The 23093-nt window shown below is 55.6% G+C and carries 23 protein-coding genes, 1 tRNA gene and 1 pseudogene; 18 read left to right on the forward strand and 7 right to left on the reverse strand.

Annotation, left to right across the window (positions count from 1 at the left end; all coding sequences use genetic code 11):
- Positions 1-668: 668 nt before the first annotated feature.
- Positions 669-1427: a winged helix-turn-helix domain-containing protein gene (locus ACJ8PI_RS17925; RefSeq protein ID WP_033636029.1), complete on the forward strand. Its 759-nt coding sequence runs from the start codon at positions 669-671 to the stop codon at positions 1425-1427.
- A complete protein-coding gene (locus tag ACJ8PI_RS17930; protein WP_164134651.1) occupies positions 1417-1902 on the forward strand; it encodes a hypothetical protein in 486 nt (161 codons plus the stop codon). Before ACJ8PI_RS17925 ends, ACJ8PI_RS17930 begins: the two co-directional genes overlap by 11 nt.
- 136 nt (positions 1903-2038) lie before the next feature.
- Here ACJ8PI_RS17930 and ACJ8PI_RS17935 read toward each other — a convergent pair whose 3' ends face one another.
- Positions 2039-2815 (reverse strand): transcriptional regulator, encoded by a 777-nt coding sequence (locus ACJ8PI_RS17935; protein ID WP_049235435.1) that lies wholly within the window; start codon positions 2813-2815, stop codon positions 2039-2041.
- Between the two features lie 508 nt (positions 2816-3323).
- Here ACJ8PI_RS17935 and ACJ8PI_RS17940 point away from each other — a divergent pair.
- The 10 genes from ACJ8PI_RS17940 to ACJ8PI_RS17985 all read left to right on the forward strand — a co-directional run bounded on the left by ACJ8PI_RS17940 (position 3324) and on the right by ACJ8PI_RS17985 (position 11904).
- Positions 3324-3869: a fimbrial protein gene (locus tag ACJ8PI_RS17940; RefSeq protein WP_041036694.1), complete on the forward strand. Its 546-nt coding sequence runs from the start codon at positions 3324-3326 to the stop codon at positions 3867-3869.
- 91 nt (positions 3870-3960) lie between these two features.
- Positions 3961-4503: a fimbrial protein gene (locus tag ACJ8PI_RS17945; protein WP_223479952.1), complete on the forward strand. Its 543-nt coding sequence runs from the start codon at positions 3961-3963 to the stop codon at positions 4501-4503.
- A 44-nt stretch (positions 4504-4547) separates the two neighbouring features.
- The gene (locus ACJ8PI_RS17950) at positions 4548-7088 is read left to right on the forward strand and encodes an outer membrane usher protein (RefSeq protein ID WP_041036690.1); all 2541 of its coding nucleotides are present in this window, start codon (positions 4548-4550) and stop codon (positions 7086-7088) included.
- Positions 7089-7102: 14 nt separating this feature from the next.
- On the forward strand, positions 7103-7858 hold the full coding sequence (locus ACJ8PI_RS17955; protein WP_154232823.1) for a fimbria/pilus periplasmic chaperone: 756 nt from the start codon (positions 7103-7105) through the stop codon (positions 7856-7858).
- A 56-nt stretch (positions 7859-7914) separates the two neighbouring features.
- Complete coding sequence (locus ACJ8PI_RS17960) at positions 7915-8448, forward strand: fimbrial protein (RefSeq protein WP_077791485.1); 534 nt, start codon at positions 7915-7917, stop codon at positions 8446-8448.
- Between the two features lie 35 nt (positions 8449-8483).
- Positions 8484-9146 carry a fimbrial protein gene (locus ACJ8PI_RS17965; protein WP_041036688.1) on the forward strand — a complete coding sequence of 221 codons (663 nt, stop codon included), beginning with the start codon at positions 8484-8486 and terminating at the stop codon, positions 9144-9146.
- Positions 9147-9159: 13 nt separating this feature from the next.
- Positions 9160-9663: a fimbrial protein gene (locus tag ACJ8PI_RS17970; protein WP_070099209.1), complete on the forward strand. Its 504-nt coding sequence runs from the start codon at positions 9160-9162 to the stop codon at positions 9661-9663.
- A gap of 46 nt (positions 9664-9709) precedes the next feature.
- Positions 9710-10222 (forward strand): fimbrial protein, encoded by a 513-nt coding sequence (locus tag ACJ8PI_RS17975; RefSeq protein ID WP_041036686.1) that lies wholly within the window; start codon positions 9710-9712, stop codon positions 10220-10222.
- A 62-nt stretch (positions 10223-10284) separates the two neighbouring features.
- On the forward strand, positions 10285-11268 hold the full coding sequence (locus tag ACJ8PI_RS17980; protein ID WP_239509790.1) for a fimbrial protein: 984 nt from the start codon (positions 10285-10287) through the stop codon (positions 11266-11268).
- Positions 11269-11361: 93 nt separating this feature from the next.
- Positions 11362-11904: a helix-turn-helix transcriptional regulator gene (locus ACJ8PI_RS17985; protein ID WP_041036684.1), complete on the forward strand. Its 543-nt coding sequence runs from the start codon at positions 11362-11364 to the stop codon at positions 11902-11904.
- 702 nt (positions 11905-12606) lie between these two features.
- Here ACJ8PI_RS17985 and ACJ8PI_RS17990 read toward each other — a convergent pair.
- A tRNA-Phe gene (locus ACJ8PI_RS17990) sits at positions 12607-12682 on the reverse strand.
- Between the two features lie 705 nt (positions 12683-13387).
- Here ACJ8PI_RS17990 and speF point away from each other — a divergent pair.
- Positions 13388-15553 carry an ornithine decarboxylase SpeF gene (speF, locus tag ACJ8PI_RS17995; RefSeq protein ID WP_041038110.1) on the forward strand — a complete coding sequence of 722 codons (2166 nt, stop codon included), beginning with the start codon at positions 13388-13390 and terminating at the stop codon, positions 15551-15553.
- A gap of 50 nt (positions 15554-15603) precedes the next feature.
- Here the strand turns inward: speF and mltC are convergent, their stop codons facing one another.
- From mltC to mutY, 3 genes are all read right to left on the reverse strand, one after another.
- On the reverse strand, positions 15604-16680 hold the full coding sequence (gene mltC, locus ACJ8PI_RS18000) for a membrane-bound lytic murein transglycosylase MltC (protein ID WP_033649581.1): 1077 nt from the start codon (positions 16678-16680) through the stop codon (positions 15604-15606).
- A 63-nt stretch (positions 16681-16743) separates the two neighbouring features.
- Positions 16744-17016 carry an oxidative damage protection protein gene (locus ACJ8PI_RS18005; protein WP_004937404.1) on the reverse strand — a complete coding sequence of 91 codons (273 nt, stop codon included), beginning with the start codon at positions 17014-17016 and terminating at the stop codon, positions 16744-16746.
- Positions 17013-18113, reverse strand: a complete 1101-nt coding sequence (gene mutY, locus ACJ8PI_RS18010) for an A/G-specific adenine glycosylase (RefSeq protein ID WP_239509802.1) — start codon at positions 18111-18113, stop codon at positions 17013-17015. The genes ACJ8PI_RS18005 and mutY overlap by 4 nt, the downstream gene beginning before the upstream one ends.
- Before the next feature lie 177 nt (positions 18114-18290).
- Between mutY and trmB the strand changes: the two genes are divergently transcribed.
- The 5 genes and pseudogenes from trmB to ACJ8PI_RS18035 form a co-directional block, all read left to right on the forward strand.
- On the forward strand, positions 18291-19010 hold the full coding sequence (gene trmB / locus ACJ8PI_RS18015) for a tRNA (guanosine(46)-N7)-methyltransferase TrmB (protein WP_033654659.1): 720 nt from the start codon (positions 18291-18293) through the stop codon (positions 19008-19010).
- Positions 19010-19336, forward strand: coding sequence for a YggL family protein (locus ACJ8PI_RS18020; protein WP_025304256.1), 327 nt, complete (start codon positions 19010-19012; stop codon positions 19334-19336). The genes trmB and ACJ8PI_RS18020 overlap by 1 nt, the downstream gene beginning before the upstream one ends.
- Before the next feature lie 95 nt (positions 19337-19431).
- Complete coding sequence (gene glsB / locus ACJ8PI_RS18025) at positions 19432-20355, forward strand: glutaminase B (protein ID WP_164134852.1); 924 nt, start codon at positions 19432-19434, stop codon at positions 20353-20355.
- Positions 20356-20385: 30 nt separating this feature from the next.
- Complete coding sequence (locus tag ACJ8PI_RS18030; protein ID WP_033654660.1) at positions 20386-21108, forward strand: DUF2884 domain-containing protein; 723 nt, start codon at positions 20386-20388, stop codon at positions 21106-21108.
- Between the two features lie 116 nt (positions 21109-21224).
- A pseudogene (locus tag ACJ8PI_RS18035) lies at positions 21225-21311 on the forward strand (DUF2442 domain-containing protein); the annotation flags it as partial.
- 36 nt (positions 21312-21347) lie between these two features.
- Here the strand turns inward: ACJ8PI_RS18035 and hemW are convergent.
- Together hemW and ACJ8PI_RS18045 are read right to left on the reverse strand one after the other, a co-directional pair.
- Positions 21348-22490, reverse strand: a complete 1143-nt coding sequence (gene hemW / locus ACJ8PI_RS18040; RefSeq protein WP_033654661.1) for a radical SAM family heme chaperone HemW — start codon at positions 22488-22490, stop codon at positions 21348-21350.
- The gene (locus ACJ8PI_RS18045; protein WP_033635946.1) at positions 22483-23076 is read right to left on the reverse strand and encodes an XTP/dITP diphosphatase; all 594 of its coding nucleotides are present in this window, start codon (positions 23074-23076) and stop codon (positions 22483-22485) included. Before ACJ8PI_RS18045 ends, hemW begins: the two co-directional genes overlap by 8 nt.
- Between the last annotated feature and the right edge of the window lie 17 nt (positions 23077-23093).

Below are 23093 nucleotides of genomic sequence, written 5' to 3' on the forward strand. Positions count from 1 at the left end.
CAATGAAAGCTTGCGTATGTTTATAATTAACTCGTTTAGGTATAAATCCGATAAAGTCTTATTTATCATTCCATAAAAACGCCAACCCAGGGAAAAGAAAAGCCGTTGGGTTTTCATCAGTTGTTCTCGTGTCGACGCTGGTCTGCGTTCGTCTTATGTCTCTGGGATCAAGTATTCGTTGCCTAGAATAGCCCTAAAATGCGTCCTGGGAAGGTGAAATAACATGATATTAGAAGCAGAGGGCGTTTTGAAAATATGAAATTAAAAGTGAAATTATGAAATCAGCCTGTTGTGATTTGTTTTTTGTCATATAATTCAATGTGTTGAAGTATTACTTGTAATGGTGTGGCGAGCCAGTGAGCAGGGGTTTTTCCTGCTGCAGTGAGCCTCTTCCTTCGCTGTACCCCTCCTGAATCCTAAGCATTCCCTCCCTGCGGGCACTGATCGGCTGAGCAAAGATTGCTCATACTGCATGCAAAATGCGCTGTTTGTTTAGTGGACACCGGCTCAATGCCGGCGGAAGGTCAGAGAGGCTGGCCGTCACGCTCGACGCGGTTACGTTGTGAGAAAGACTTGTCTAACCGCGCGGCGGTTAATTGTTCGTGTGATAGGAAGATTCTTATGTTTCAGCTATAATCCGCGCCAGGAGTAGGTCTAAGAGAGCGATTATGAGGTTCTTAATCAATAACCGAATTATCTTCGATGAGGATAACTCGACGCTGGCGTTGGCGGAGGAGAACCTCGAACCGGTGACGCTCACCACGATAGCCAATCGTCTGCTCGCGCTGTTGGTAAAAAATAACGGCATCTTGATTAGCCGGGACTTTATTTTTTCCACCGTCTGGGACGATCATGGCAAAACGGCCTCGAACAGTAACCTGAACAACTATATCGCCAGCCTGCGCCGTACATTTGCCGGCTTGGGAGAGAGCGAAATTCTGGTTACCGTGCCGAGGCAGGGATTTATGTTTACCGCCGCCAGCATTCATTCCGTGGCGGACAATATGACGCAGGACGAAAGCGTTCCTGCCGCGCCTTTACCCGTCCGGCGCCGTTGCGATGCCATTTTACCTAAGGTAACGCTGCTGTTTATCGGGATTGCGTTGGTATTGGCGGGCGTTTACTTTTTCACCGAACGTTACGACACCGCTTATCAGACCCAGATCGCCAGCTACAAATCTTGCCGCGTGGAGACGCTGAACGCCAGCGAGCGGATCGACGAGCGGTATATTGCCGACGCCCTGGAAAGGCTCAAAAGCCGTGGTTTTGATTGTGATGTACCGGCAACGGTTTATTACTCTCGATTGACATACCATTATACGAACTACAAAAAGCTGATTGATTTCATCTCGTATTGCCCGAAACACCGCGTTAAGAATATGGATGCGCACTGTGAAGATGAGTTTGAGGTGATCAATGAAGGTTAGCTCGCGCCGCGCTTTCTACCTGGCATTATCTGCTGCTATTGCCCTTGTTATTGTTATATTGATTTATTTATTGACCGCCTCGCGAGATTTCCCTGAGTGCAATGCGTCTTTATCGACGACGCGCATGACGCCGAATGGGACGGTAACCAGCGGTTTGTACGTGAACATCGTGCGTTCGGGATGGCGCCGCGCGACCATTACGCTTAACGGTTTAGCCTATCGGGATGGAAAGAAGCAGGTGATAGCCCGCGTGCTCGAAACGAAGTATCACTATCATCGTGGGTACTACTATGTCGCCATAGAGAAGAAAATCCTTCAACCCATGGATAACTTCACCTACTCCGATGCGCAGACCTTTCTGTTGGGTGAGGAAAAACATTACTATGTTTTAAAAATTGTCAAATTGAATGATGACAATTTTATTATGTACTACGGCAGGCAGCCTGAGCTGCTATGTTCCGTAACCAGAAAATGATGGGAACATCCCATAATGAGACGATTATGGGATGTGGTTGGTGATGGCGTGTATAGCAAATAACGGCAGGTTGAACGTGTCCGTGAACGGACATCTTGCTGTTTTTGTATCACTGGTAGTGAAAAACGTTACTCAATTATGGAATATAAACCACTTCGCAAGGTTGGCGGCCTGCGTTTTCTCGGCAGGATACGAGCATTTTCTCTTCAAACTGCCTGTTATCCTGCGTGATTTTGTTGTAGTAATAAACTTTAGTCTTTTTCTGGCAATTGACATAGGCCTTTACCATGTCGGTTACCGTTTCCTTCTCTGGGTAATCCCACCCCATGTTGTATATTTGGCAACCCGCGAACTGAGTGCCGCTGAATAGGTTGTTACGCACGGAGTACTGATGGCTGGCCATGATCAATGCAGCGATGCTGATGAATAGGATGAGATTAACCCATTTATTCCAACTCTGAAACTGCCGCCAGGCCGATAATAATTTTCCGCTACCACGCCCTCTGGGGGCGGCTTGCCCCGGCGGTTGCGTGGGAACAGCGGTTTCCTCCATTATGTTTTGTTCTTTTTCCGGTTCGGCAGTGGCGTGTCGGCTAATTTTTTTTGCAACGAACTTAAAGCCTTGCCGGGGGTAAGTGATTATCAACTCCGTCTCGCCAAGTTGCGCCAGATGGCGACGCAACAGTGAGATATAGTTATTCAAGTTGCTGTTTGTTCCTTTTAGTCCTCGTTCTTCCCAGACCTCTTCAAGTAATTGTTGACGCTTAATCAACATTTCATTGTTCCTGACGAAAATAGAAAGCAAACGGCAAGCCGCGGCCGCTAGCGGCTGCATATTGTGCGGGGCATTGACGCTCTCCAGGGTTCCTTCGTATTCATTGAACTTAACCCTTCCGTTTATAATGAAAATCATAGGAATCCTCTCATTTTTTGTTTCGGGAAGGGATTTTGCGCTGAGAGGTTATATTTTTCAATAACCCTGATTCTCTGTGTTTTCCAATAATATTGATATCTGTCACTAAGTGATAATTTATCCATAATGAATTTTTTATGGAGATCTAATTATTGAACTAAAAGATGTCATTTTTAGATTCTATGTGTAATTTAATGGTGTTTATTGGGTTTTAATCTCGTATTTATCGTGTTTGATGAAATAATATTTCAAGATTGCGGCAGGGGCGCTAAAGTGGCTTCACCCCGGCGATGGAGGATTTCATCGGTTGGGAAAAACAGGAGAGTAATTGGTTTATTCCTTGAATAGTATGTGGCTGACCTATTAACCATGGTTATCCACTACATCAGTAATAGCCGCGTGAAAAGGCAGCTTGGTTTTTTAAAACATCAGGCCAGGCCGTTGATACACATTACTCATTGTTAAGAAAATACCTTATGTATTAATACGATTAAGGATAATTGGTTATATGAAACTGAATAAAATCATGCTGGCTGCCGTTATGGCGTTTGGTGTTTCTTCTCTGGCTCATGCTGCTAATCAGGGCAGTGGTACTGTGACCTTCAGCGGTTCCATTATCGATGCGCCATGTTCCATCGCGCCTGAGTCAATCGATCAGACCGTTGAGCTGGGCGCCATCTCCAACGTGGCGCTGAAAAACGGTAGCAAGGCATCGACCCCGCGCGATTTTCATATTCAGCTGGAAGGCTGCGATCTGAAAACGGAAGCGCCAGGGAAAAATAACACCGTTACGCTGACGTTCAACGGTACCGCTTCGGAAACCGACAAAAAACTGCTGGCTATTACCGGTGAGGCGAAAGGCGCAGGTATTGCTATTACCGATGCTAACAAGAACCTGATCGAACTGGGCAAAGCTTCCAATGCGATTGAACTGCAAAATGGCCGTAACAAACTGAGCTTTGCTGCTTATCTGCAGGGCAGCTCGGCTTCTGATTCGGTCATCGTTCCTGGGGAATTCCAAGCCGTAGCCGATTTCACTCTGGCATATCAGTAATCTATTACCCGGTGAAATACGCGTGATTATCGGCATGCGGGGGAACTCGCATGCCATTTATAAATAAACGTTATTTCAAAAGGGAATGGTAATGAAACTTGGTTTAAAAGGTGTGAAAAGAGTTCTCCTGTTTTTGGGAGTGCTAAGCGTTGAGGGAACAGCTATATCTTCCCCTCTTTTTCAGGGGCGGATAAACATGCAGGGCGCCATTAATGATGCTGCTTGTGCCATTGCTACAGAGAGCCGTGAACAAGTTTTTGATCTGGATGTTACGTCATTTTCGGATATTTATCCGGGTGGCCAAGGAAAAGAAACCCCCTTCAGTATCCATCTGGTGAATTGTATTTCAGCGCTGGGGAGTAACTCAATATCTGAATGGAGACAGTTTCAGATAACTTTTGACGGCAATGTTGACGGGCAGATGTTTGGTGTGGGGGGGAAGGCGTCGGGTGTGGCACTGGCTATCAGCGATGTGGATGGCAATATCGTCAGGCCGGGAATACCTCTGCCGCTAAGTAATAATTCATTTAAAAATGGTCGATTGGATTATGTCATGAAGTTAATGACTAACAGGCAGCCATTTAGATCGGGTGAGTATTTTACTTCGGTGAGATTCAAAATGGATTATTACTGAGTCGGCCGGCTATTTCAGGGACGTTTATAGTAAAGGGTTTGAATATGATGTTTTTGTCTGCAGGAAAGCCGTTTCGTTTACCCATTCTGAGCGTCTGGATAGCGCTGGCATTGGGCAGCCTGGTGACCAATGCTGGAGCCGTGGAGGAAATCCAATTCAATACCGACGTATTGGATATAAACGATCGCAAAAACATCGATCTGAGCCAGTTTACGCGCGGCGGTTACATTATGCCGGGGACTTACGGCATGACGGTGCATGTGAATAAAAGCGATCTTCCTGAGCAACAGGTGCCTTTTTATGTCCCTGAGGATGATCCCAACGGTAGCCGCGCCTGTGTAAACCGGGCGCTGGTGGCACAGCTGGGGCTGAAAGAGGCGATGCAGAAGGAACTGACCTGGTGGCACCAGGGAGAGTGTCTGAATGAAACCAGCCTGAAGGGCATGGAGGTGCGGGGCGATCTGGCGTCGTCGTCGCTGTATCTCAGCATCCCACAGGCTTATCTGGACTATATCTCGGAGGATTGGGAGCCGCCATCTCGCTGGGACGAAGGCATACCGGGAGTGCTGCTCGATTACAACCTTAATGCGCAGGCGCAACGTCAGTTAAAGGGCGGTACGCGGTCATACAATGCCAGCGGCAACGGCACGGCGGGCACCAACATGGGGGCCTGGCGGCTGCGGGCCGACTGGCAAGCGAGCATCAGCCAGCAAAGCGGGGCCGGGCAGGGCGCGGAAAAACGGTTGGAATGGAGCCGTTACTACGCTTATCGGGCTTTGTCAGCGCTGCGTTCGAAATTGACCGCCGGTGAAGATTATCTCGATTCCGGGCTGTTCGACAGTTTCCGCTTCGGCGGCGTGAGCCTGCGTTCCGACGACAGTATGTTGCCGCCCAACCTGCGCGGCTATGCGCCGGAGGTGGTGGGCGTGGCGAAAAGCAACGCCAAGGTAATCATCAGTCAGCAAGGACGGGTACTGTACGAAACCACGGTCGCGGCGGGGCCGTTCCGCATTCAGGATATTGATGATGCGGTGTCTGGTGAATTGAATGTGCGGGTGGAAGAACAGGATGGCAGCGTACAAGAGTTCACGATGAACACCGCCAGCATCCCGTATCTGACTCGTCCCGGGTCAGTGCGCTATAAGCTGGCTTTGGGCAAACCCTCCGATATGAATCACCGTTATCGAGGGCCGTTGTTCGGCACCGGCGAGTTTTCCTGGGGGGTGAGCAACGGTTGGTCGCTGTACGGCGGTGCACTGCTGGGCGGGGATTACAATGCTGCGGCGCTGGGCATCGGCCGCGATCTGATGCTATTGGGCGCGATGTCATTCGATATCACCCAGTCGCGCGCCAGATTGCCCTACGACCGTGAGACGCTGAGCGGCGGATCATACCGGCTCAGTTACTCGAAGAGTTTCGACGAGCTGGACAGCCAGGTCACTTTCGCCGGCTACCGTTTCTCGGAGCAGAGCTTTATGAGCATGAGTGAGTTTCTGGACGCTCGTCAGTTCGGGCGACGGTTCGGCAACAGCAAGGAGATGTACACCATCAGCTATAGCCAGCAACTGCGCGAGCTGGGGCTGAGCGCGTACTTAAACTATAACCACCAGACCTATTGGGATCGGCCGGCTAACGATCGTTACAACCTGACGATGTCGCGTTATTTCGATATTGGCCGGTTCAGAAGCCTGAGTCTGTCGCTAACGGCTTACCGCAACCGCTACAACGAGCGTAACGACGACGGCGCCTATTTGTCGCTGTCGGTGCCGTGGGGCAATGGCGCCAGCGTCAGCTATAACGCCACGCTTAACCGCGGCGACAACACCCATCGGGTGAGCTATTACGATCGCCTCGACGAGCGCAGCAACTACCAGCTCAGCGCCGGCGGCTCGCGCAGCGGCGCGAATTTGAGCGGCTATTACACCCGCGATAGCGATATGGCGCGCGTTAGCGCCAACGCCAGCTATCAGCAGGACAGGTATAGCGCGATCGGCCTGTCGGCACAGGGGGGCATGACGCTGACCGCCGAAGGCGGTGCGTTGCACCGTAGCAACATACCGGGCAGCACCCGGCTGCTGTTGGATACCGAAGGCGTGAGCGGGGTGCCGGTGCGCGGCTATGGCAGCGCCGCGGCGACCAATCGCTGGGGTAAGGCGGTAGTGACGGACGTCAACAGTTACTACCGCAACAAGGCCAGCATCGATCTCGACAAGCTGGGGGATAACGCCGAGGCCACCAAATCGGTGGTGCAGGCGACGCTGACGGAAGGGGCTATTGGTTACCGCAAGTTCGCGGTGATCGCCGGGGAGAAGGCGATGGCGGTGATCAGGCTGGCGGACGGCAGCGAGCCGCCGTTCGGCGCCACGGTGCTGAACGCCCGCAAGCAGGAGACCGGTATCGTCAACGACGGCGGCAGCGTTTACCTGAGCGGCATCAACGCCGGCGAGCGCATGACGGTGCGCTGGGGCGGGGCGGGGCAGTGCGAGGTGCAGATGCCGACGCCGCTGCCGGCGGAGATGTTGACCACCAATTTACTGCTGCCGTGTCGGGCGCTGAGCGCGGGCGACGGCGGCAACGAACACTGAATTTAGGAGTTTTTATGATGAGCAAACGTCACGTTATCGGCCTGCTGGCTACCACTTCGCTGCTGGCGGGGGCTTTGGCCCCTGCGGCGAATGCCGCCATCGCGCTGGATCGCACCCGGGTGGTGTTTGATGGCAGCGTGCAGTCGGTGAGCCTGAGCGTCAGCAACCAGAACAAGCAGCTGCCGTACCTGGCGCAGGGCTGGCTGGAAGATGCGCAGGGCAACAAGATCCAGAGCCCACTGACGGTGCTGCCGCCGGTGCAGCGCATCGAGCCGGGCAAGCCGAGCCAGGTGAAGATCCAGGCGTTGCCGGCGGCGAAGATGCTGCCGCAGGACAGGGAGACGCTGTACTACTTCAACCTGCGCGAGATCCCGCCGAAGAGCAACAAGCCGAACTCGCTGCAGATTGCGCTGCAGACGCGCATCAAGCTGTTCTACCGCCCGGCGGCGATCGCGCCGGAACGCAATGCCGCGCCGTGGCAGGAGCAGCTGACGCTGACCAAACAGGGCGACAAGTACATCGTCAATAACCCGACGCCGTATTACGTCACTATCGTCGATGCGGCCAGGGGCAAAGGTGCGGCCGGCCCGCATAATTTTGAACCGTTTATGGTGCCGCCGAAGGGGCAGATACCGTTGACGGTGAGCGCCTCCAGCGTAGGCGGTAGCCCGGTGCTGACCTACATCAACGACTACGGCGGCCGTCCGCAATTGGCGTTTAACTGTCGCGGCGGGACTTGCTCGGTGGCGCCGGAGAAAAAATCGTCTTAATGACGAGATGGCGATTGGTTGACGTCAGTACCAGTGTTCAAAGCCTAGGGGGGCAGATGAAAAGCCTGTTATTGCGCCTGACGCTCGCCCTGAGCGCGAGCATGAGTTCGTATTGTTCAGTCGCTACGACGGACAACATGTTATTGCACGGAGCGTTGGTTACGGAGCCATGTACGTTGCGAATGGGCGATGAAGATATTCAATTGGAGTTGGATCCGGTTATTGACAAATACCTCTACATGCACAGTCGCACACCGGCAAAGCCGTTTAGCCTGACCTTACAGGATTGCGACGTCAGCGTGGGAAAAACGGTAAAGCTCACGTTTAGCGGTACTGAAAGCGCCGCCTTGCCCGGCCTGCTGGCTTTGGATGGCGGCAGCCAGGCCAGCGGCATCGCCTTAGGGATAGCGACGGCGGAGGGGAAACCCGTCGTATTGAACAAGCCAGGTCAAGGCTATGCGCTGGTTAACGGCACCAACAGTTTGCAACTGCAGGTTTACATCCAGGCGGAGGGGGAGGCGATAGCGCAAAAGAAAATCAGTCTTGGCGCATTCTCAGCCGTCACCACTTTCGGTCTGGAATATGAGTGAAGGCGGGCTGCGACAGTTACTCAGGAGGGGATGATATGACAAGGGAAAAAGCGAGAGTGCATCGCTCATATTCATATGTTGCTTACGAACTCTGCTATTACGCCGTATTGGGCGGGCTGGCGCTGATGGTGCCACTCATTATTATGACAACGCTGTGGCTTATGCCTGCAGCGCAAGCGGCAAACGATCTCGATACCTACGGCGCCGACGGCGTGCTGCATGTGAGAGGGGCTTTGACGGAAAGCGCCTGTCGGCTGGAGATGGACAGTGCCAGGCAAGACATTCGTTTGGGCGATATCGGCACCGCGCAGCTGCGGCGGGCCGGTGATCGTGGTGAACCGGTGGCATTTTCCTTGAGGTTACGCGATTGCCTACGCAGCGTAGGCGCCGGCACCAGAGATGAACGCACCGGCTCTTTGAGCTGGGCGCCTTATCAACCGGCGGTCACTATCGGTTTCAGTGCTCCTGCGGATGCGGATAATCCGCAGTTGGTCAAATTGGTGGGCGTTTCAGGCATCGGGCTGCGGGTAACGGATGCCGCGGGGCGTGATGCCCGATTGGGTGAACGCGGCGCCCCGCTATTGCTTGAGCAGGGGAACAATGTACTTACGTATAAGGTGGCGCCGGAACGAACCCCGGCGCCATTAAGGGCCGGTGCTTATGCCGCAACGATAGATTTCAGGCTGAATTATGACTGACGGAGCGAAATAAATGGCAAGTGTGAGAGGAAAACTCCGGGTGGCGGCATGGCTGTTTTTGGCATTGTCGGTTATACCCGCCGGCGCCTCTTGGGCGGATACCGCCATCTCTTTCAGCGGCACCGTGACTGCGCCGATGCCTTGCTCAATTAACGGTACACGGGCAATAGTCACTCATTTTGGCAACGATCTAGTCACTACTCGTATCGATGGCAGTAATTACCTGAAATCGTTGGATTATACGCTGGAGTGTCATAGTAACAGCCCGAATGCGCTTCGCATGCAGCTGCAGGGCGATGTCTCTGATTTCAACCAGCATGCGTTGCGAACGACCACGATGCCTGACTTGGCTGTCGAGCTACGCGTCAACGGCAAACCTGTGGCGCCTAATAGCTGGTTTAAGTTTATTTATCCCGAGACGCCGTTGCTGCAGGCTGTGCCGGTTAAACGTCACGATGCGAAGCTGTCCGGCGGCTCGTTTTACGCTACGGCGACCATGCTGGTGGATTATCAGTAGCGACCGGATTGAGGCGCAAAACATATTTTCTTCAAGGAGCCCAGCGATGTGTCCGTATTGGAAAGCGATAAGAGCGAAACGCCTGAGCGCGTTGGCTCTCTTGGCATTGATGCAAACCGGCGCGGCTCAGGCTGCAGCCACCGCGGATATGGTCTTTTACGGCACGCTGAATGCCCCACCGCCTTGCACGATCAACAATGGGCAAACCGTTGAAGTTGATTTTGGCGATCGGGTAGGGGTGAGTAAAGTGGATGGTAAAAATTACCTGCAATTGATCAACTACCGCATTACCTGTGAGCAGGGCGGTGGCGGGATGGCGTTGGGATTGACGCTTTTCGGGCCAGTCAGCGGCTTTGATACGGCGGCTCTGCAAACCAACATTCCGGATTTGGCGCTCCGTATATTGCAGAATGGTCAACCGCTTGAATTAAATAAGCGCATCGATATTGCAATTGACAGCCCGCCGATGTTGCAGGCGGTGCCGGTTAAAAGAGCAGGGGCAGAATTGCCATCGGGCGAATTCAGCGTTACGGCGACGTTGTTGGCGGATTATCTTTAGAGACCGTAAAAGGCAGTCGGTTTTATTTTACTTATTGTGAATAATTACTGAGAAATGACTTCATGTGTAAAACTTATTCCCCTTATGTGTTATTGAGCGCACTGCTCTTTTTATTGGTAAGTGAGGCGCAAGCCTTCACCTGTAAAAGCAGTGATGGTGGAGTGATTCCGCAGGGTGGTTCCAATACGCCAGTTCCGCTCAGAGTCAAAATTGGTCCTAACTTGGTTAATGGGAAAAATGAGCTATCCAGTCTCAGTCAAATTTCTTGTAAAAATGAGAGCTGGAGTGAGGATTGGTGGGATGAAATGAGGCTGAAAACAGTGCTTGTTGTAAAGCCTGAGTTATCCCCTTTTACTGTTGGTGTGAAATTAGCGTCTAGTTATTATGATATACCAGGAAATCGGCTTGATTTAGATAAACCGGTGCTTGCTATGGGCGGCGGACGATGGTCTCCGTATTACCAGGTTCCCATTGGATTATATATTAAGGTGGGTAAGAACCCTTCGCAGGATGTTTTTATACAGAAAGGTGATGTATTAGTGCGGTTTTATATGGAACAAAGTAACAATCAGCCGGGCTGCCCCCTGTGTGGCCCCTATATATGGGATGTGGTTGCTGATAATGACGCCTACTTTGCTACGACTAGCTGCACCATCAATAAAGCCAAACAGATAAATGTCGATTTTGGGCCGATCAGCCAGGACAACTTCACCACTAGCGTGGACAGTGCAGTGATTAAGCAGAATCAGAATCTCGATTATTATTGCGAAGGCTCTAATGCCAGTCAGGATATCGCGGTTCGTTTAGTCGGCAATACAAGTGGATTTTCCTCTGAGGCAATTCAAACTTCAAATGCGAACATTGGCATTGCCATGCTGTATAAAGGTAAGGTCATAAAGCCCAATGAAATTTTTAATTCAAAAATTGTGAACGGTATGGGCAGTGACACGTTGACCTTCGTACCGATAAAAAAGAACGTTCCTTTTAATGAGATAAATACGGGGCCATTTTCCGGTTCTGCAACGTTAGTGTTCAGCGTACCTTGACTTCCCCCTTAGGGAAGGGCCGATTTTATATTAATAGAGGTTTTGGATACTCATCTTTTATATAAAAGCGTATGAGATTTAAAAGGGGAGAGAATGAGCTCAATAAAAGTTCTTATTGATGATGAGAACGGCTATTTTGCCGTTGGCCTGCGGCTAATTATTGAGGAATATGCGCAGGAGTACGCGAAACGCGTGCGCTTTCTAACCTCAGATGATGAAGAACATCCCGATATCGTTTTTGTCTCATCGGCGCTGCGTATCCAGTATTGGCGGGTTTTATGGCGTTATGGCGCTGCGTCGCATATTGTGGCGATCAAGGAGCGAAAGTCCGGCATCCATGAAGACCGATCGCTTGTGCTGTTGCGCACATGGGGAAGAGAGGCGCTCAGCGCGTTGCTGACGAATCTTTTTGCTAATTGTCATGGAGTGATACGTCCATTGGTGTCTCATCCGTTTACGTATCGCGAATGTCAGGTGATCAGTCACCTTCGAAGAGGGATGGATCAATCGCAAACGGCCAGGGAGATCGGCGTCAGTGTAAAAACGGTACATAGCCATAAACGGTCGGTGATGAAAAAACTGATGCTGAATCGCCACCGAGAATTTATGTATTGGTTAATATCGCAAGATGACTAATCTTTTTTTGAAAATGATGGCTTACTATTTTAGCAGTTTTAGAGCTTTCTTTTTCTAACAAAAGGAACTTAAGTGTTTTTTTTGCTTTCTGCAGCAATACTATTTTTATTTAGCCTGTTGTCTTTTTATATGCATATTAAATTAGTCAGGAAAAAACGGCTGATTATTAGCCGTCATAAAATTTTATGGTAGGAGATAGCGAGTTAAATTTTAATAAACGACCAAGCCGGCTTATTCATCTTGGGTATCGGTAAGAAGCGCCGGGGTATTGCTCATTCACACCTGGAAAGGCATTTCCTCGCCGACGGCCACTTGCTGATTAACCAACAGAATAGGCTAACCAGAGTGTTTTCCGCCTGATACGAGCCCAGGCTGGTATGCTGCACAACAACCTTTCTGCCATTGATGATTGCCTGGCTGTAACCGACCCTGATCACTATCGCTTAACGCATGGCGTACCTGACAAATAATCGAACGCAGTTCGATGGAGAGTCCGACCCCAGAAAGCGAAAAACCCGCCATAGGCGGGTTCTTCTGAATAGGGCGACCGGACTCGGACAACCGGCGCTGGCGCCGCGTTGAACAGCGCTTTAGCGCTGGCCCGCAGGGTGAGGCCTTCAGGCCGAATAATCGAACGCAGTTCGATGGAGAGTCCGTACCCCAGAAAGCGAAAAACCCGCCATAGGCGGGTTCTTCTGAATATGGTGCCCGGACTCGGAATCGAACCAAGGACACGGGGATTTTCAATCCCCTGCTCTACCGACTGAGCTATCCGGGCAACGGGGCGCATTAAACCGTATTGGCCGGATGGCGTCAATCGCTTTCTGTCACAAAGCCGATCGGTTGCTCTATTTTCAGGCAGCGAACCCGGCGGGATGGGGGGCGGGGGGATATCGCCTTTCAATAAATATGCATATAAAACGTGTATTTATACTGCCAGTAAGAGCGTGTATTCTTATTTTTTAATTAAATAACAATGCATTATGATTTAATCAACGAGCGTTCAATCAAGGCGATTCTTGCTTGAACCCCGCAACGAATCATGCAATCATTGCGCAAATTTTAGCACTCTCCGTTCCCTGACGGTGTTCCCGCTTCTTATAAGCCAGAGGGTTATTGGCATGACTGGTTTTGTTGCTCAAGCGCTGCTGCGCACCAGACATCTGACGCCGCCACCGTTCCGCCGTTGTTTCCTCCGTACGCCATCCGCCCGAATACGCCTGCCGGCCATGCGGTAAGGCCGCCTGATGCTCGCTGTTAGGCATGCGTAAAGCCAGCGCTGCGGCCCTGATTTTACTGATGCCTGTCGGACGCTGCCAAGACCAGTTTTCCCGATAGCCGCCTGATGATCGCCGATCATGAGCCGGTCACGCACGCCGCTTATGCTGCCGTGCCCGGGTATCGTTTTTACCGGGATAACCGCGTTATCTCATTACCGTGCCGGTGGCACACCCTCATCCTTCACCGTTTGAGAGTCAGCATGATGAAAGAATTGAAAATCGCGACCAGCGCCAGCCTGGTCGCCACCATTGAGACGCTGCGTCAGATCGTGCGCGTAGAGCAGACGGACTACACCGACGTGGCGGCGGTGGTGGTGTCGGTCGCCGACGTGAACGCCGGTATTCTGGCGCGCTTGCAGGCGACGGGGTTCGACATCCCGACCTTTGTGGCGGTGGAAGGGGATGAGCATCTCTCGCCGGACTATCTGCCGTTCGTCAGTGGGGTCTTCGCGCTGCTGGCCGGCGCCAGCAAGCCGTTCTACATGGCGCAGCTGGAGGCCGCCGCCGACGCCTACGAGCAGGCGCTGCTGCCGCCGTTCTTCAAAACGCTGAAGACCTACGTCGAGATGGAAAATTCGACCTTCGCCTGCCCGGGGCACCAGGGCGGCGAGTTCTTCCGCAAGCACCCGGCCGGCCGGCAGTTCTTCGATTTCTACGGTGAAACCCTGTTCCGTTCCGACATGTGCAACGCCGACGTCAAGCTGGGCGATCTGCTGATCCACGAAGGATCGGCCAAGGATGCGCAAAAGCACGCGGCGCGGGTGTTCAACGCCGATAAAACCTATTTCGTGCTCAACGGCACCTCGGCGGCCAACAAGGTGGTGACCAACGCGCTGCTGACCCGTGGCGATCTGGTGCTGTTCGATCGCAACAACCACAAATCCAACCACCACGGCGCGCTGATCCAGGCCGGCGCCACGCCGGTCTATCTGGAAACCGCCCGCAACCCGTTCGGCTTTATCGGCGGCATCGACGCGCGCTGCTTCGACGAACGTTACCTGCGCGAGCAGATCCGCGAAGTGGCGCCTGAGAAGGCCGCGGCGGCGCGGCCGTTCAGGTTGGCGATCATTCAGCTCGGCACCTACGACGGCACGATTTACAACGCTCGCCAGGTGATCGACACCATCGGCCATCTGTGCGACTACATCCTGTTCGACTCCGCCTGGGTGGGTTACGAAGGCTTTATTCCGATGCTGAAAGAGTGCTCGCCGCTGCTGCTGGAGCTGGACGAACACGACCCGGGCATTTTCGTCACCCAGTCGGTGCATAAACAGCAGGCGGGGTTCTCGCAGACCTCGCAGATCCACAAGAAAGACGATCATATCAAGGGGCAAAAGCGCCACTGCAACCACAAGCACCTGAACAACGCGTTCATGCTGCATGCGTCGACCAGCCCGTTCTATCCGCTGTTCGCCGCGCTGGACGTCAACGCCAAGATGCACGCCGGCCCCGCCGGGCGCCGCATGTGGATGGACTGCGTCAAGCTGGGCATCGAGACGCGCAAACAGCTGCTCAAGCGCTGCTCGCAGCTGAAGCCGTTTATTCCGCTGCAGGTGGCGGGCAAAGACTGGCAGGATCACGATACTGACCTTATCGCCAACGACGCGCGCTTCTTCACCTTCGTGCCGGGGGAGACGTGGCACGGCTTCGAAGGCTATGCCCAGGATCAGTATTTGGTCGATCCGTGCAAGCTGCTGCTGACCACGCCGGGCATCGACGCCGCGACCGGCCAATACACCGAGTTCGGCGTGCCGGCCACCATTCTGGCCAACTTCCTGCGCGAGAACGGCATCGTGCCGGAGAAGTGCGATCTCAACTCGATCCTGTTCCTGCTGACCCCGGCGGAGAACCCGGCCAAGATGGAACAGCTGGTGGAGATGCTGGCGCAGTTCGAGCGCTATGTTGCAGAGGACGCGCCGCTGAGCGTGGTGCTGCCGACGGTGTACCGCAAGAACGAGCAGCGCTACCGCGGTTACAGCATTCGCCGGCTGTGTCAGGAGATGCACGATCTGTACGTCAGCTTCGACGTCAAACAGCTGCAAAAGGAGATGTTCCGCCAGGATCATTTCCCGCCGGTGGTGATGAACCCGCAGGACGCCAACGTGGAGTTTATCCGCGATAACGTCGAGCTGGTGCCGATCGGCCAGGCGGAAGGGCGCATCGCGGCGGAAGGCGCCTTGCCGTACCCGCCGGGCGTGCTGTGCGTGGTGCCGGGCGAAGTGTGGGGCGGCGCGGTGCAGCGTTACTTCCTGGCGCTGGAAGAGGGCATCAACCGCCTGCCGGGCTTCTCGCCGGAGCTGCAGGGGGTCTACATCGAGAAAAAAGATCACGGCTGGAAGCGCATTTTCGGCTATATGATCAAGCCATAGAAAAAGGGCCGGTTCGCACCGGCCCTTTCCATTTATCCACGCGGAACGCGTTACTTCCTGCGGTAGCTCTTCTGCGCGGTATTCACTTTCACCAGATAGCGGCGCGACTCGGCGGCCGGGTGCTTGGTGGTCAGCGTCTGATACACGTCGCCCGGCTGCATGGCGTTGATGATGCCCACCGCGCGCGTTCTGTCGCTGGAGAACACCCGCAGCACGCTGCCGGCGCCGCCGTTGTAGGCGGTGATCACCGCATAGCGGCGCGAGGTCGGGTTCTGAATGCCGCCCAGGTAGTTGTTCTGCAGGATCGCCAGGTAGGCGGTGCCGGTGTCGATGTTGTTCTCCGGATCGAACAGGTAGCTGCGGCTCGGGGTGCCCCACTTGCCGCGCATCTGGAACACATCCTTGCCGGCGGTGTGCTGCATCACCTGCATCAGGCCCAGCGCGTCCGAACCGCTCACCGCATACGGGTTGAAGCTCGATTCGGTCTGCATGATAGCCAGGATCAGCGACTCGTCCACGCCGTATTTTTCCGACGCCTTGCGCACCATCGGCAGGTATTTGTGCGCACGTTTGTCCAGGTGGTTCGGCACCAGCTGGATGGTGACCGAGTAGATCACGTGCAGGCCGGAGGTGCGTTTTTGCAGCTTGGTCTGCAGCAGGTAATCGGCGAAGTGCGCCGCGCGCCATTCCCAGCGGATCGGCGCGCCCTTGTTATCCAGCACCTGGCCGTACAGGAACGGCTCTTTGCTGATCTGGATATCGTTGGCGTCGGAATAGAGATCGATGGAGCCCGGATCGTCACCCATCAGCAGCGTGCTGATGATCGCCTGGCGCAGGTGCGCGGCCGGATCGGTGGTGGCGATGGTCTCGATGGTAATGGCGCCGGTGTCGAAGTTGATGTGGCTGCGGGTTTGGTATTGGTCGGTATATTTGACGTAGTCTTTCGGCCCGGCGATCAGAACTTCGTTCAGACCCCAGATGTTCTCGATGTTGTGGGCGAATTGGCCCATCAGAATGTCGAAGCCGTTGGTATCTTTAATCCAGGCTTCGTTGATTTCTTCACTTTTTTTGCCGGAACAGGAGATCAGCAAAGGCGCTATTACGAGCAAAGCTAAAATTTTCTTCATCTTAAAGCCGTTTGGAAGAAGTATAAGAGGATTGAAGCGGGCCAGCGCCTGGCCCCAACAGCGTTATTCGCTCGGCGGCGTATAGCCTTCGATGTGCACGTCGTGCCCTTCGAACAGGAACTTGATCATTTCCTCTTCCAGCAGCTTGCGGTCGTCCACGTTCATCATGTTCAGCTTTTTCTCGTTGATCAGCATGGTCTGCTTCTTCATCCACTCGCCCCAGGCTTCCTTGGAGATCTCGTTGTAGATGCGCTTGCCGACGTCGCCGGGATAAAGCTGGAAGTCCTGGCCTTCGGCGTCGCGCTGCAGGAAAGTACAAAAAATGGTGCGGCTCATGCTAATTCCTCATCGATGGCGCTATCGCCATATAAGTTTTGTTGGATCGGGGGCTGCTTCGCCAACTGTTGCAACAGACGGTCTACCGGCGCCGCCAGCCCGACCGACGGCGGCTGCGCTAAGTTATACCAGAGACCCGCGTCCTCATCCATGCCGCTGCCCGCCGCGTCGAGCGACAGCCACATCGGCACGATATCGAGGTGGAAATGGCTGAACGTGTGGCGAAACGCGGTCAGCTGTTCCAGGCGCTTGCCTTTCAGACCGCGCTGCTGCAGCCAGAGTTCCAAATCGACGCGCGCGCTGAACTGCGGGAAGCAGAACAGGCCGCCCCACAGCCCCACCGCCGGGCGCTGTTCCAGCCACACGCGCTCGCCGTGCTGCAGCAATAAGAAGTAGGCGGTTTTTTCCGGCAGGGTCTGTTTGGGTTTCTTGCCGGGGTAGTTGGCCCAGCTGTGGTTGGCGTAAGACAGGCAGCCGACGTTGAGCGGGCAGAGTTCGCACTTGGGCTTGGAGCGGGTGCAGACCATGGCGCCCAAATCCATCATCGCCTGGTTGAACTGGCCGACGCCCTGCGCCGGGGTGACCTCTTCGCTGATTTTCCACAGCCGGTTTTCGACCTCTTTCTTGCCCGGCCAGCCCTCCACCGCGTAGCAGCGGGCCAGCACGCGCTTCACGTTGCCGTCGAGGATCGGATAGTGTTGGCCCAGCGCCAACGACAGCACCGCGCCGGCGGTGGAACGGCCGACGCCCGGTAAATCGGCGATTTCTGCGAAGGTTGTCGGGAACTCGCCGCCGTGCTGTGCGACAATGGTCTGCGCCGCCTTGTGCAGGTTGCGGGCGCGGGCGTAATAGCCGAGGCCGGTCCACAGATGCAGCACTTCGTCCAGCGGGGCCTCCGCCAGCGCGCGCACGTTGGGAAAACGGGCCATAAAGCGCTGAAAATAAGGAATGACGGTGGCAACCTGGGTCTGTTGCAACATCACCTCGGAGAGCCATACTTGATAGGCGGTTTTCTCCAGCTGCCACGGCAGGGTCTTGCGGCCGTAGCGCTGATACCAGTCAAGCACCACCTGTGCGAATTGTTGTGCTTGCATCATGAGCAGCGTCGTTATCCGGCAGAAAATGAAGCGAGATTGCAGCATAGAGTCATGGTGCTGTAAACCGGAACTTTCCGACGCCGCACGGCGGGTACAGAAGATGAACACTTGCTAAACCAATGTATCTTTGCATAATGCGCGTTTCCCTAATTGGCAGCCAAACAGACAGAAAGCACTATGATTAATGACGTCATCTCCCCGGAATTTGATGAGAACGGCCGCGCGATGCGCCGTATCCGCAGTTTTGTCCGCCGCCAGGGGCGGCTGACCAAAGGCCAGCAGCACGCGCTGGAGAACTATTGGCCGGTGATGGGCGTGGAGTATCAGGCTGACGCTGTCGATCTCGCCGCACTGTTCGGCCGCGACGCGCCGACGGTGCTGGAGATTGGTTTTGGCATGGGCGCCTCGCTGGTGACCATGGCGGGCAACAACCCGCAGCAGAACTTTTTAGGGATTGAGGTGCACTCGCCGGGCGTGGGCGCCTGCCTGGCCGACGCCCACGAGGCGAAGCTGAGCAACCTGCGCGTGATGTGCCACGACGCGGTTGAGGTGCTGGAAAACATGATCCCGGACGGCTCGCTGGACATGGTGCAGCTGTTCTTCCCCGATCCGTGGCACAAGGCGCGCCACAACAAGCGCCGCATCGTGCAAACGCCGTTTGTCGAACTGGTGCTGCGCAAGCTGAAGACCGGCGGCGTCTTCCACATGGCCACCGATTGGCAACCTTATGCGGAACATATGTTAGAGGTTATGAACGGGGTCGCAGGCTACCGTAATCTTTCCAGCGATAATGATTACGTGCCGCGTCCGGATTCGCGCCCACTGACGAAATTTGAATTACGCGGCCAGCGCCTGGGACATGGCGTTTGGGACTTGATGTTTGAGAGGAAAGAATAATGGCTAAGAACCGCAGTCGTCGTTTACGTAAAAAGTTGCACATTGAAGAATTTCAGGAGCTGGGTTTCTCCGTAGCCTGGCGCTTCGCCGAAGGCACGTCGGTGGAGGACATCGACAGCACGCTCGATACCTTCATCGATGAAGTGATCGAGCCGAACGGCCTGGCGTTTGACGGCAGCGGCTACCTGCAGTGGGAAGGTCTGATCTGCCTGCAGAAGATCGGCCACTGCACCGACGAGCATCGCGAGCTGGTGAAAAACTGGCTGGAAGCGCGCAAACTGAGCGACGTTAAGGTCAGCGATCTGTTCGATATCTGGTGGGATTGATCGCGCTTGCCCGATGAGCGCGGCTTCGCGCCGCGCCGTTTTATTGATCTAAGGTGCCTTAACGGCGCCTTTGTTTTGCCCGGAGTGTGACCGAGGTGGTAACAACATTGGATAACGCGTTGCTGGAGGATATCCTGCAACAGGTGCGCCCGCTGATTGGCCAGGGGAAAGTGGCCGACTACATCCCGGCGTTGGCGGAGGTGCCCGCCGATCGGCTGGCGATCGCCGTCTGCACGGTGGACGGCGAACTGTTCCAGGCCGGCGACGCCGCGGAGCGCTTCTCCATTCAGTCGATCTCCAAAGTGCTGAGCCTGACGCTGGCGCTGACGCGCTATCAGGAGCCTGAGATCTGGCGGCGCGTCGGCAAAGAGCCTTCCGGCCTGCCGTTCAACTCGCTGCTGCAGCTGGAGATGGAACAGGGCAAACCGCGCAATCCGTTTATCAACCCCGGCGCGCTGGTGGTGTGCGACATGCTGCAAACCCGGCTCAGCGCCCCCAAACAGCGGATGCTGGAGGTGGTGCGCCAGCTGGCCGGCGAAGACGACCTGGCCTATGACCTGCGGGTGGCGCGCTCCGAGTTCGAACACTCCGATCGCAATGCGGCCATCGCCTACCTGATGAAGTCGTTCGGCAACTTCGAGAACGACGTGATCACCGTCCTGCAAACCTATTTCCACTACTGTGCGCTGCGCATGAGCTGCGTGGAGCTGGCGCGCAGCTTCGTCTATCTGGCCAATCGCGGCCGCGATCTCAGCGGCGAGGCGGTGATCAGCCCGCTGCAGGCCCGGCAGATCAATGCTCTGATGATGACCAGCGGCATGTACGACGGCGCCGGCGAATTCGCCTATCGGGTGGGGATGCCGGGCAAGTCCGGCGTGGGTGGCGGCATCGTGGCCATCGTACCGGATGAGTTGTCGATCGTCGTCTGGTCGCCGGAGCTGGATGCTTCCGGCAACTCGCTGGCGGGAACTGCGGCGCTGGAACTGTTGTCTCAACGTATCGGTCGTTCGATTTTTTAATCCCAATCTGGATGGGAGTCAGGAGAAGCTATGTTGAAGAAAACCGGGTTAGCCTTACTGCTGCTGGCGGCGACTGCCGCGCAGGCCCACGCCGAGTACCAATGCAGCGTTAAACCCCAGGATGATGTGATCATCAGCCCGCAGAGCGTGCAGGTGAAAGGCGCCAGCGGCGACCTGCAAATTTCGCCGGATGGCGACGTGATCCGCAACGGCCAGGCGCTGAGCCTGAACGACAGCCAGCGGCAGAAAGCCTTCAGCTACCAGAGCGCGCTGCGCAAGCAGCTGCCGTGGATCGACGACGGCGCGCAGCAGCACCTGGAGAAAGCCCGCTCGTCGCTGGATAAGGTGATCGTCAAAGAGCTGGGCAGCAACAGCAACGTGCGCAACCGGCTGACCACCCTGAACGGCCAGCTGAAGCAGCAGATGAACCGCATCATTGAGCACCGCAGCGACGGCCTGACCTTCCACCACAAGGCTATTGACCAGGTGGAACAGGACGGCCGCAACATCGTGCAGCAGAGCATGGGCGGGGTGCTGCAGGACAGCCTGAACGAGATGGGCGTCAAACAGGCCGCCAACAGCGGCGGCAATCCGCTACAGGCGATCATGGGCAACCTGGGCGGCTTGCAGAAGGCGATCCAGAACGAATGGAACAACCAGGAGCAGGACTTCCAGAACTTCGGCCGCGACGTTTGCAACCGCGTCACCGCACTGGAAACCCAGCGCAAGGATCTGCTGAAGGCGTTGAAGTAACGGATAGATATCGCATATCCATATCAGAGACGCTGAGGCGAAGCGAAATTCTGGTTGATACCTATCAGGCATTGTTTTTGGAGGCTTGGCATGAGTACGGCTAAACGCGTCAGCTTTGGGACGCGTTGGACGAGGATGTTTCCGTTGAGGGATTGCTGAAGGGGCGTGGCGACGTGACGCATCGCCCTCATAATGCCGCCTGAACATGAAAAAAAGCGCTGATTATTCAGCGCTTTTTTTTACTCGTCGTCCGCCAGGAACAGTTCCAGCAGCGAGTTGAGGAACAGTTTGCCCTTCTCGGTGATCTGCCAGTGCTCCGCGGTTTCTTCCAGATAGCCTTTGGCCAGCGCCTCGTCCAGCTGCGGGCGAATGACGCTTTCCGCCAGCCCGGTGTAGTTGGCGAAGTCGGCGCGCGGCGCGGCTTCCAGCAGGCGGAAGCGGTTCATGAAGAATTCGAACGGCCGATCCGCCGCCGCCACCTCATGCTGCTTGTCCATGTAGTCGCCGCGCATAAAGCCGCGCGGGTGCTTGGTCTTGGCGGTGCGCAGGATGCGCCCGTCGCTGAAGGTCACCTTGCCGTGCGCGCCGCAGCCGATCCCCAGATAGTCGCCGAAGCGCCAGTAGTTGAGGTTGTGCTGGCATTGGTAGCCCGGCTTGGCGTAGGCCGAGGTTTCATATTGCTGATAGCCGGCGGCGCTCAGCAGCTGGTGGCCGCGTTCGAAGATATCCCACAGCGCGTCGTCGTCCGGCAAAACCGGCGGGCGCGAGCTGAACAGGGTGTTCGGCTCGATGGTCAGCTGATACCACGACAGGTGCGGCGGATTGAGGGCGATAGCCTGGCGCAGATCGTCCAGCGCCTCTTCCAGCGACTGATCCGGCAGGCCGTGCATCAGATCGAGGTTGAAGCTGCGCAGGCCGAGGCCGGTCGCCAGCGTCGCCGCGCGCTTGGCCTCTTCCGGGCCGTGGATGCGCCCCAGGCGGGTCAGCTTCTCGGCGCTGAAGCTTTGCACCCCGATGGAGATGCGGTTGACGCCGGCGCGCTGGTAGCCACTGAAGCGATCGGCCTCCACGGTGCCGGGGTTGGCCTCCATGGTGATTTCGGCGTCGTCGGCGACGCGAATGCGCGCCCGCACGCCGTCCAGCAAGGCTTGCATCGCCTCGGCGCTCAGCAGGCTGGGGGTGCCGCCGCCGATGAAGATGGTGCTTATCTCCCGGCCGCCGGCCAGCGGCAGGTCGGCATCCAGATCCGCCAACAGATGATCGACATACTCCTGATGCGGCACGTCACCCTTCAGCGCATGGGAGTTGAAGTCGCAGTACGGGCATTTCTGCACGCACCACGGGATGTGGATGTAGAGACTCAGCGGGGGCAGCTTAAGCATTGCGCATGGCTTCCAACATCAGCTTCAACGCCTTGCCACGGTGCGAAATCGCTCGCTTCTCGTCGCGGCTCAGCTCGGCGGCGGTGCGGCCCAGCTCCGGCACATAGAAGACAGGATCGTAACCGAAACCGCCTTCGCCGGCGGCTTGCTCGGTGATTTCGCCGGCCCAGCTGCCGTGGAACACCAGCGGCGTCGGATCTTGCGCATGGCGCAGATAGACCAGCACGCAGTGGAATTGCGCGCCGCGCCGGCCTGGCGCCACGTCTTTCAGCGCCGCCAGCAGCTTGTCGAGGTTCTGCCGATCGTCGGCGTCTTCACCGGCGTAGCGCGCGGAGTAGATGCCCGGTGCGCCTCCCAGCGCGTCTACCGCCAGGCCGGAGTCGTCGGCGATCGCCGGCAGGCCGGTGACCTGTGCCGCATGGCGCGCTTTCAGAATGGCGTTTTCGATAAACGTCAGCCCGGTTTCTTCGGCGGATTCCACGCCCAGATCGGTTTGCGCGACCACGTCCAGGCCGAAATCGGCCAATAGGTCGGCGAGTTCGCGCACTTTGCCCGGGTTACCGGTGGCAAGAACGACTTTTTGCATAATGACTACCTTGAAAA

Source organism: Serratia sp. CY82433 (genome assembly GCF_052166535.1).
In the GTDB taxonomy this organism is placed as follows: domain Bacteria; phylum Pseudomonadota; class Gammaproteobacteria; order Enterobacterales; family Enterobacteriaceae; genus Serratia; species Serratia sarumanii.

Coding starts and splice junctions, on each gene's coding strand:
- ACJ8PI_RS17925 (WP_033636029.1), top strand. CDS start 669: ATGAGGTTCTTAATCAATAACCGAATTATCTTCGATGAGGATAACTCG.
- ACJ8PI_RS17930 (WP_164134651.1), top strand. CDS start 1,417: ATGAAGGTTAGCTCGCGCCGCGCTTTCTACCTGGCATTATCTGCTGCT.
- ACJ8PI_RS17935 (WP_049235435.1), bottom strand. CDS start 2,815: ATGATTTTCATTATAAACGGAAGGGTTAAGTTCAATGAATACGAAGGA.
- ACJ8PI_RS17940 (WP_041036694.1), top strand. CDS start 3,324: ATGAAACTGAATAAAATCATGCTGGCTGCCGTTATGGCGTTTGGTGTT.
- ACJ8PI_RS17945 (WP_223479952.1), top strand. CDS start 3,961: ATGAAACTTGGTTTAAAAGGTGTGAAAAGAGTTCTCCTGTTTTTGGGA.
- ACJ8PI_RS17950 (WP_041036690.1), top strand. CDS start 4,548: ATGATGTTTTTGTCTGCAGGAAAGCCGTTTCGTTTACCCATTCTGAGC.
- ACJ8PI_RS17955 (WP_154232823.1), top strand. CDS start 7,103: ATGATGAGCAAACGTCACGTTATCGGCCTGCTGGCTACCACTTCGCTG.
- ACJ8PI_RS17960 (WP_077791485.1), top strand. CDS start 7,915: ATGAAAAGCCTGTTATTGCGCCTGACGCTCGCCCTGAGCGCGAGCATG.
- ACJ8PI_RS17965 (WP_041036688.1), top strand. CDS start 8,484: ATGACAAGGGAAAAAGCGAGAGTGCATCGCTCATATTCATATGTTGCT.
- ACJ8PI_RS17970 (WP_070099209.1), top strand. CDS start 9,160: ATGGCAAGTGTGAGAGGAAAACTCCGGGTGGCGGCATGGCTGTTTTTG.
- ACJ8PI_RS17975 (WP_041036686.1), top strand. CDS start 9,710: ATGTGTCCGTATTGGAAAGCGATAAGAGCGAAACGCCTGAGCGCGTTG.
- ACJ8PI_RS17980 (WP_239509790.1), top strand. CDS start 10,285: ATGTGTAAAACTTATTCCCCTTATGTGTTATTGAGCGCACTGCTCTTT.
- ACJ8PI_RS17985 (WP_041036684.1), top strand. CDS start 11,362: ATGAGCTCAATAAAAGTTCTTATTGATGATGAGAACGGCTATTTTGCC.
- speF (WP_041038110.1), top strand. CDS start 13,388: ATGAAAGAATTGAAAATCGCGACCAGCGCCAGCCTGGTCGCCACCATT.
- mltC (WP_033649581.1), bottom strand. CDS start 16,680: ATGAAGAAAATTTTAGCTTTGCTCGTAATAGCGCCTTTGCTGATCTCC.
- ACJ8PI_RS18005 (WP_004937404.1), bottom strand. CDS start 17,016: ATGAGCCGCACCATTTTTTGTACTTTCCTGCAGCGCGACGCCGAAGGC.
- mutY (WP_239509802.1), bottom strand. CDS start 18,113: ATGATGCAAGCACAACAATTCGCACAGGTGGTGCTTGACTGGTATCAG.
- trmB (WP_033654659.1), top strand. CDS start 18,291: ATGATTAATGACGTCATCTCCCCGGAATTTGATGAGAACGGCCGCGCG.
- ACJ8PI_RS18020 (WP_025304256.1), top strand. CDS start 19,010: ATGGCTAAGAACCGCAGTCGTCGTTTACGTAAAAAGTTGCACATTGAA.
- ACJ8PI_RS18030 (WP_033654660.1), top strand. CDS start 20,386: ATGTTGAAGAAAACCGGGTTAGCCTTACTGCTGCTGGCGGCGACTGCC.
- hemW (WP_033654661.1), bottom strand. CDS start 22,490: ATGCTTAAGCTGCCCCCGCTGAGTCTCTACATCCACATCCCGTGGTGC.
- ACJ8PI_RS18045 (WP_033635946.1), bottom strand. CDS start 23,076: ATGCAAAAAGTCGTTCTTGCCACCGGTAACCCGGGCAAAGTGCGCGAA.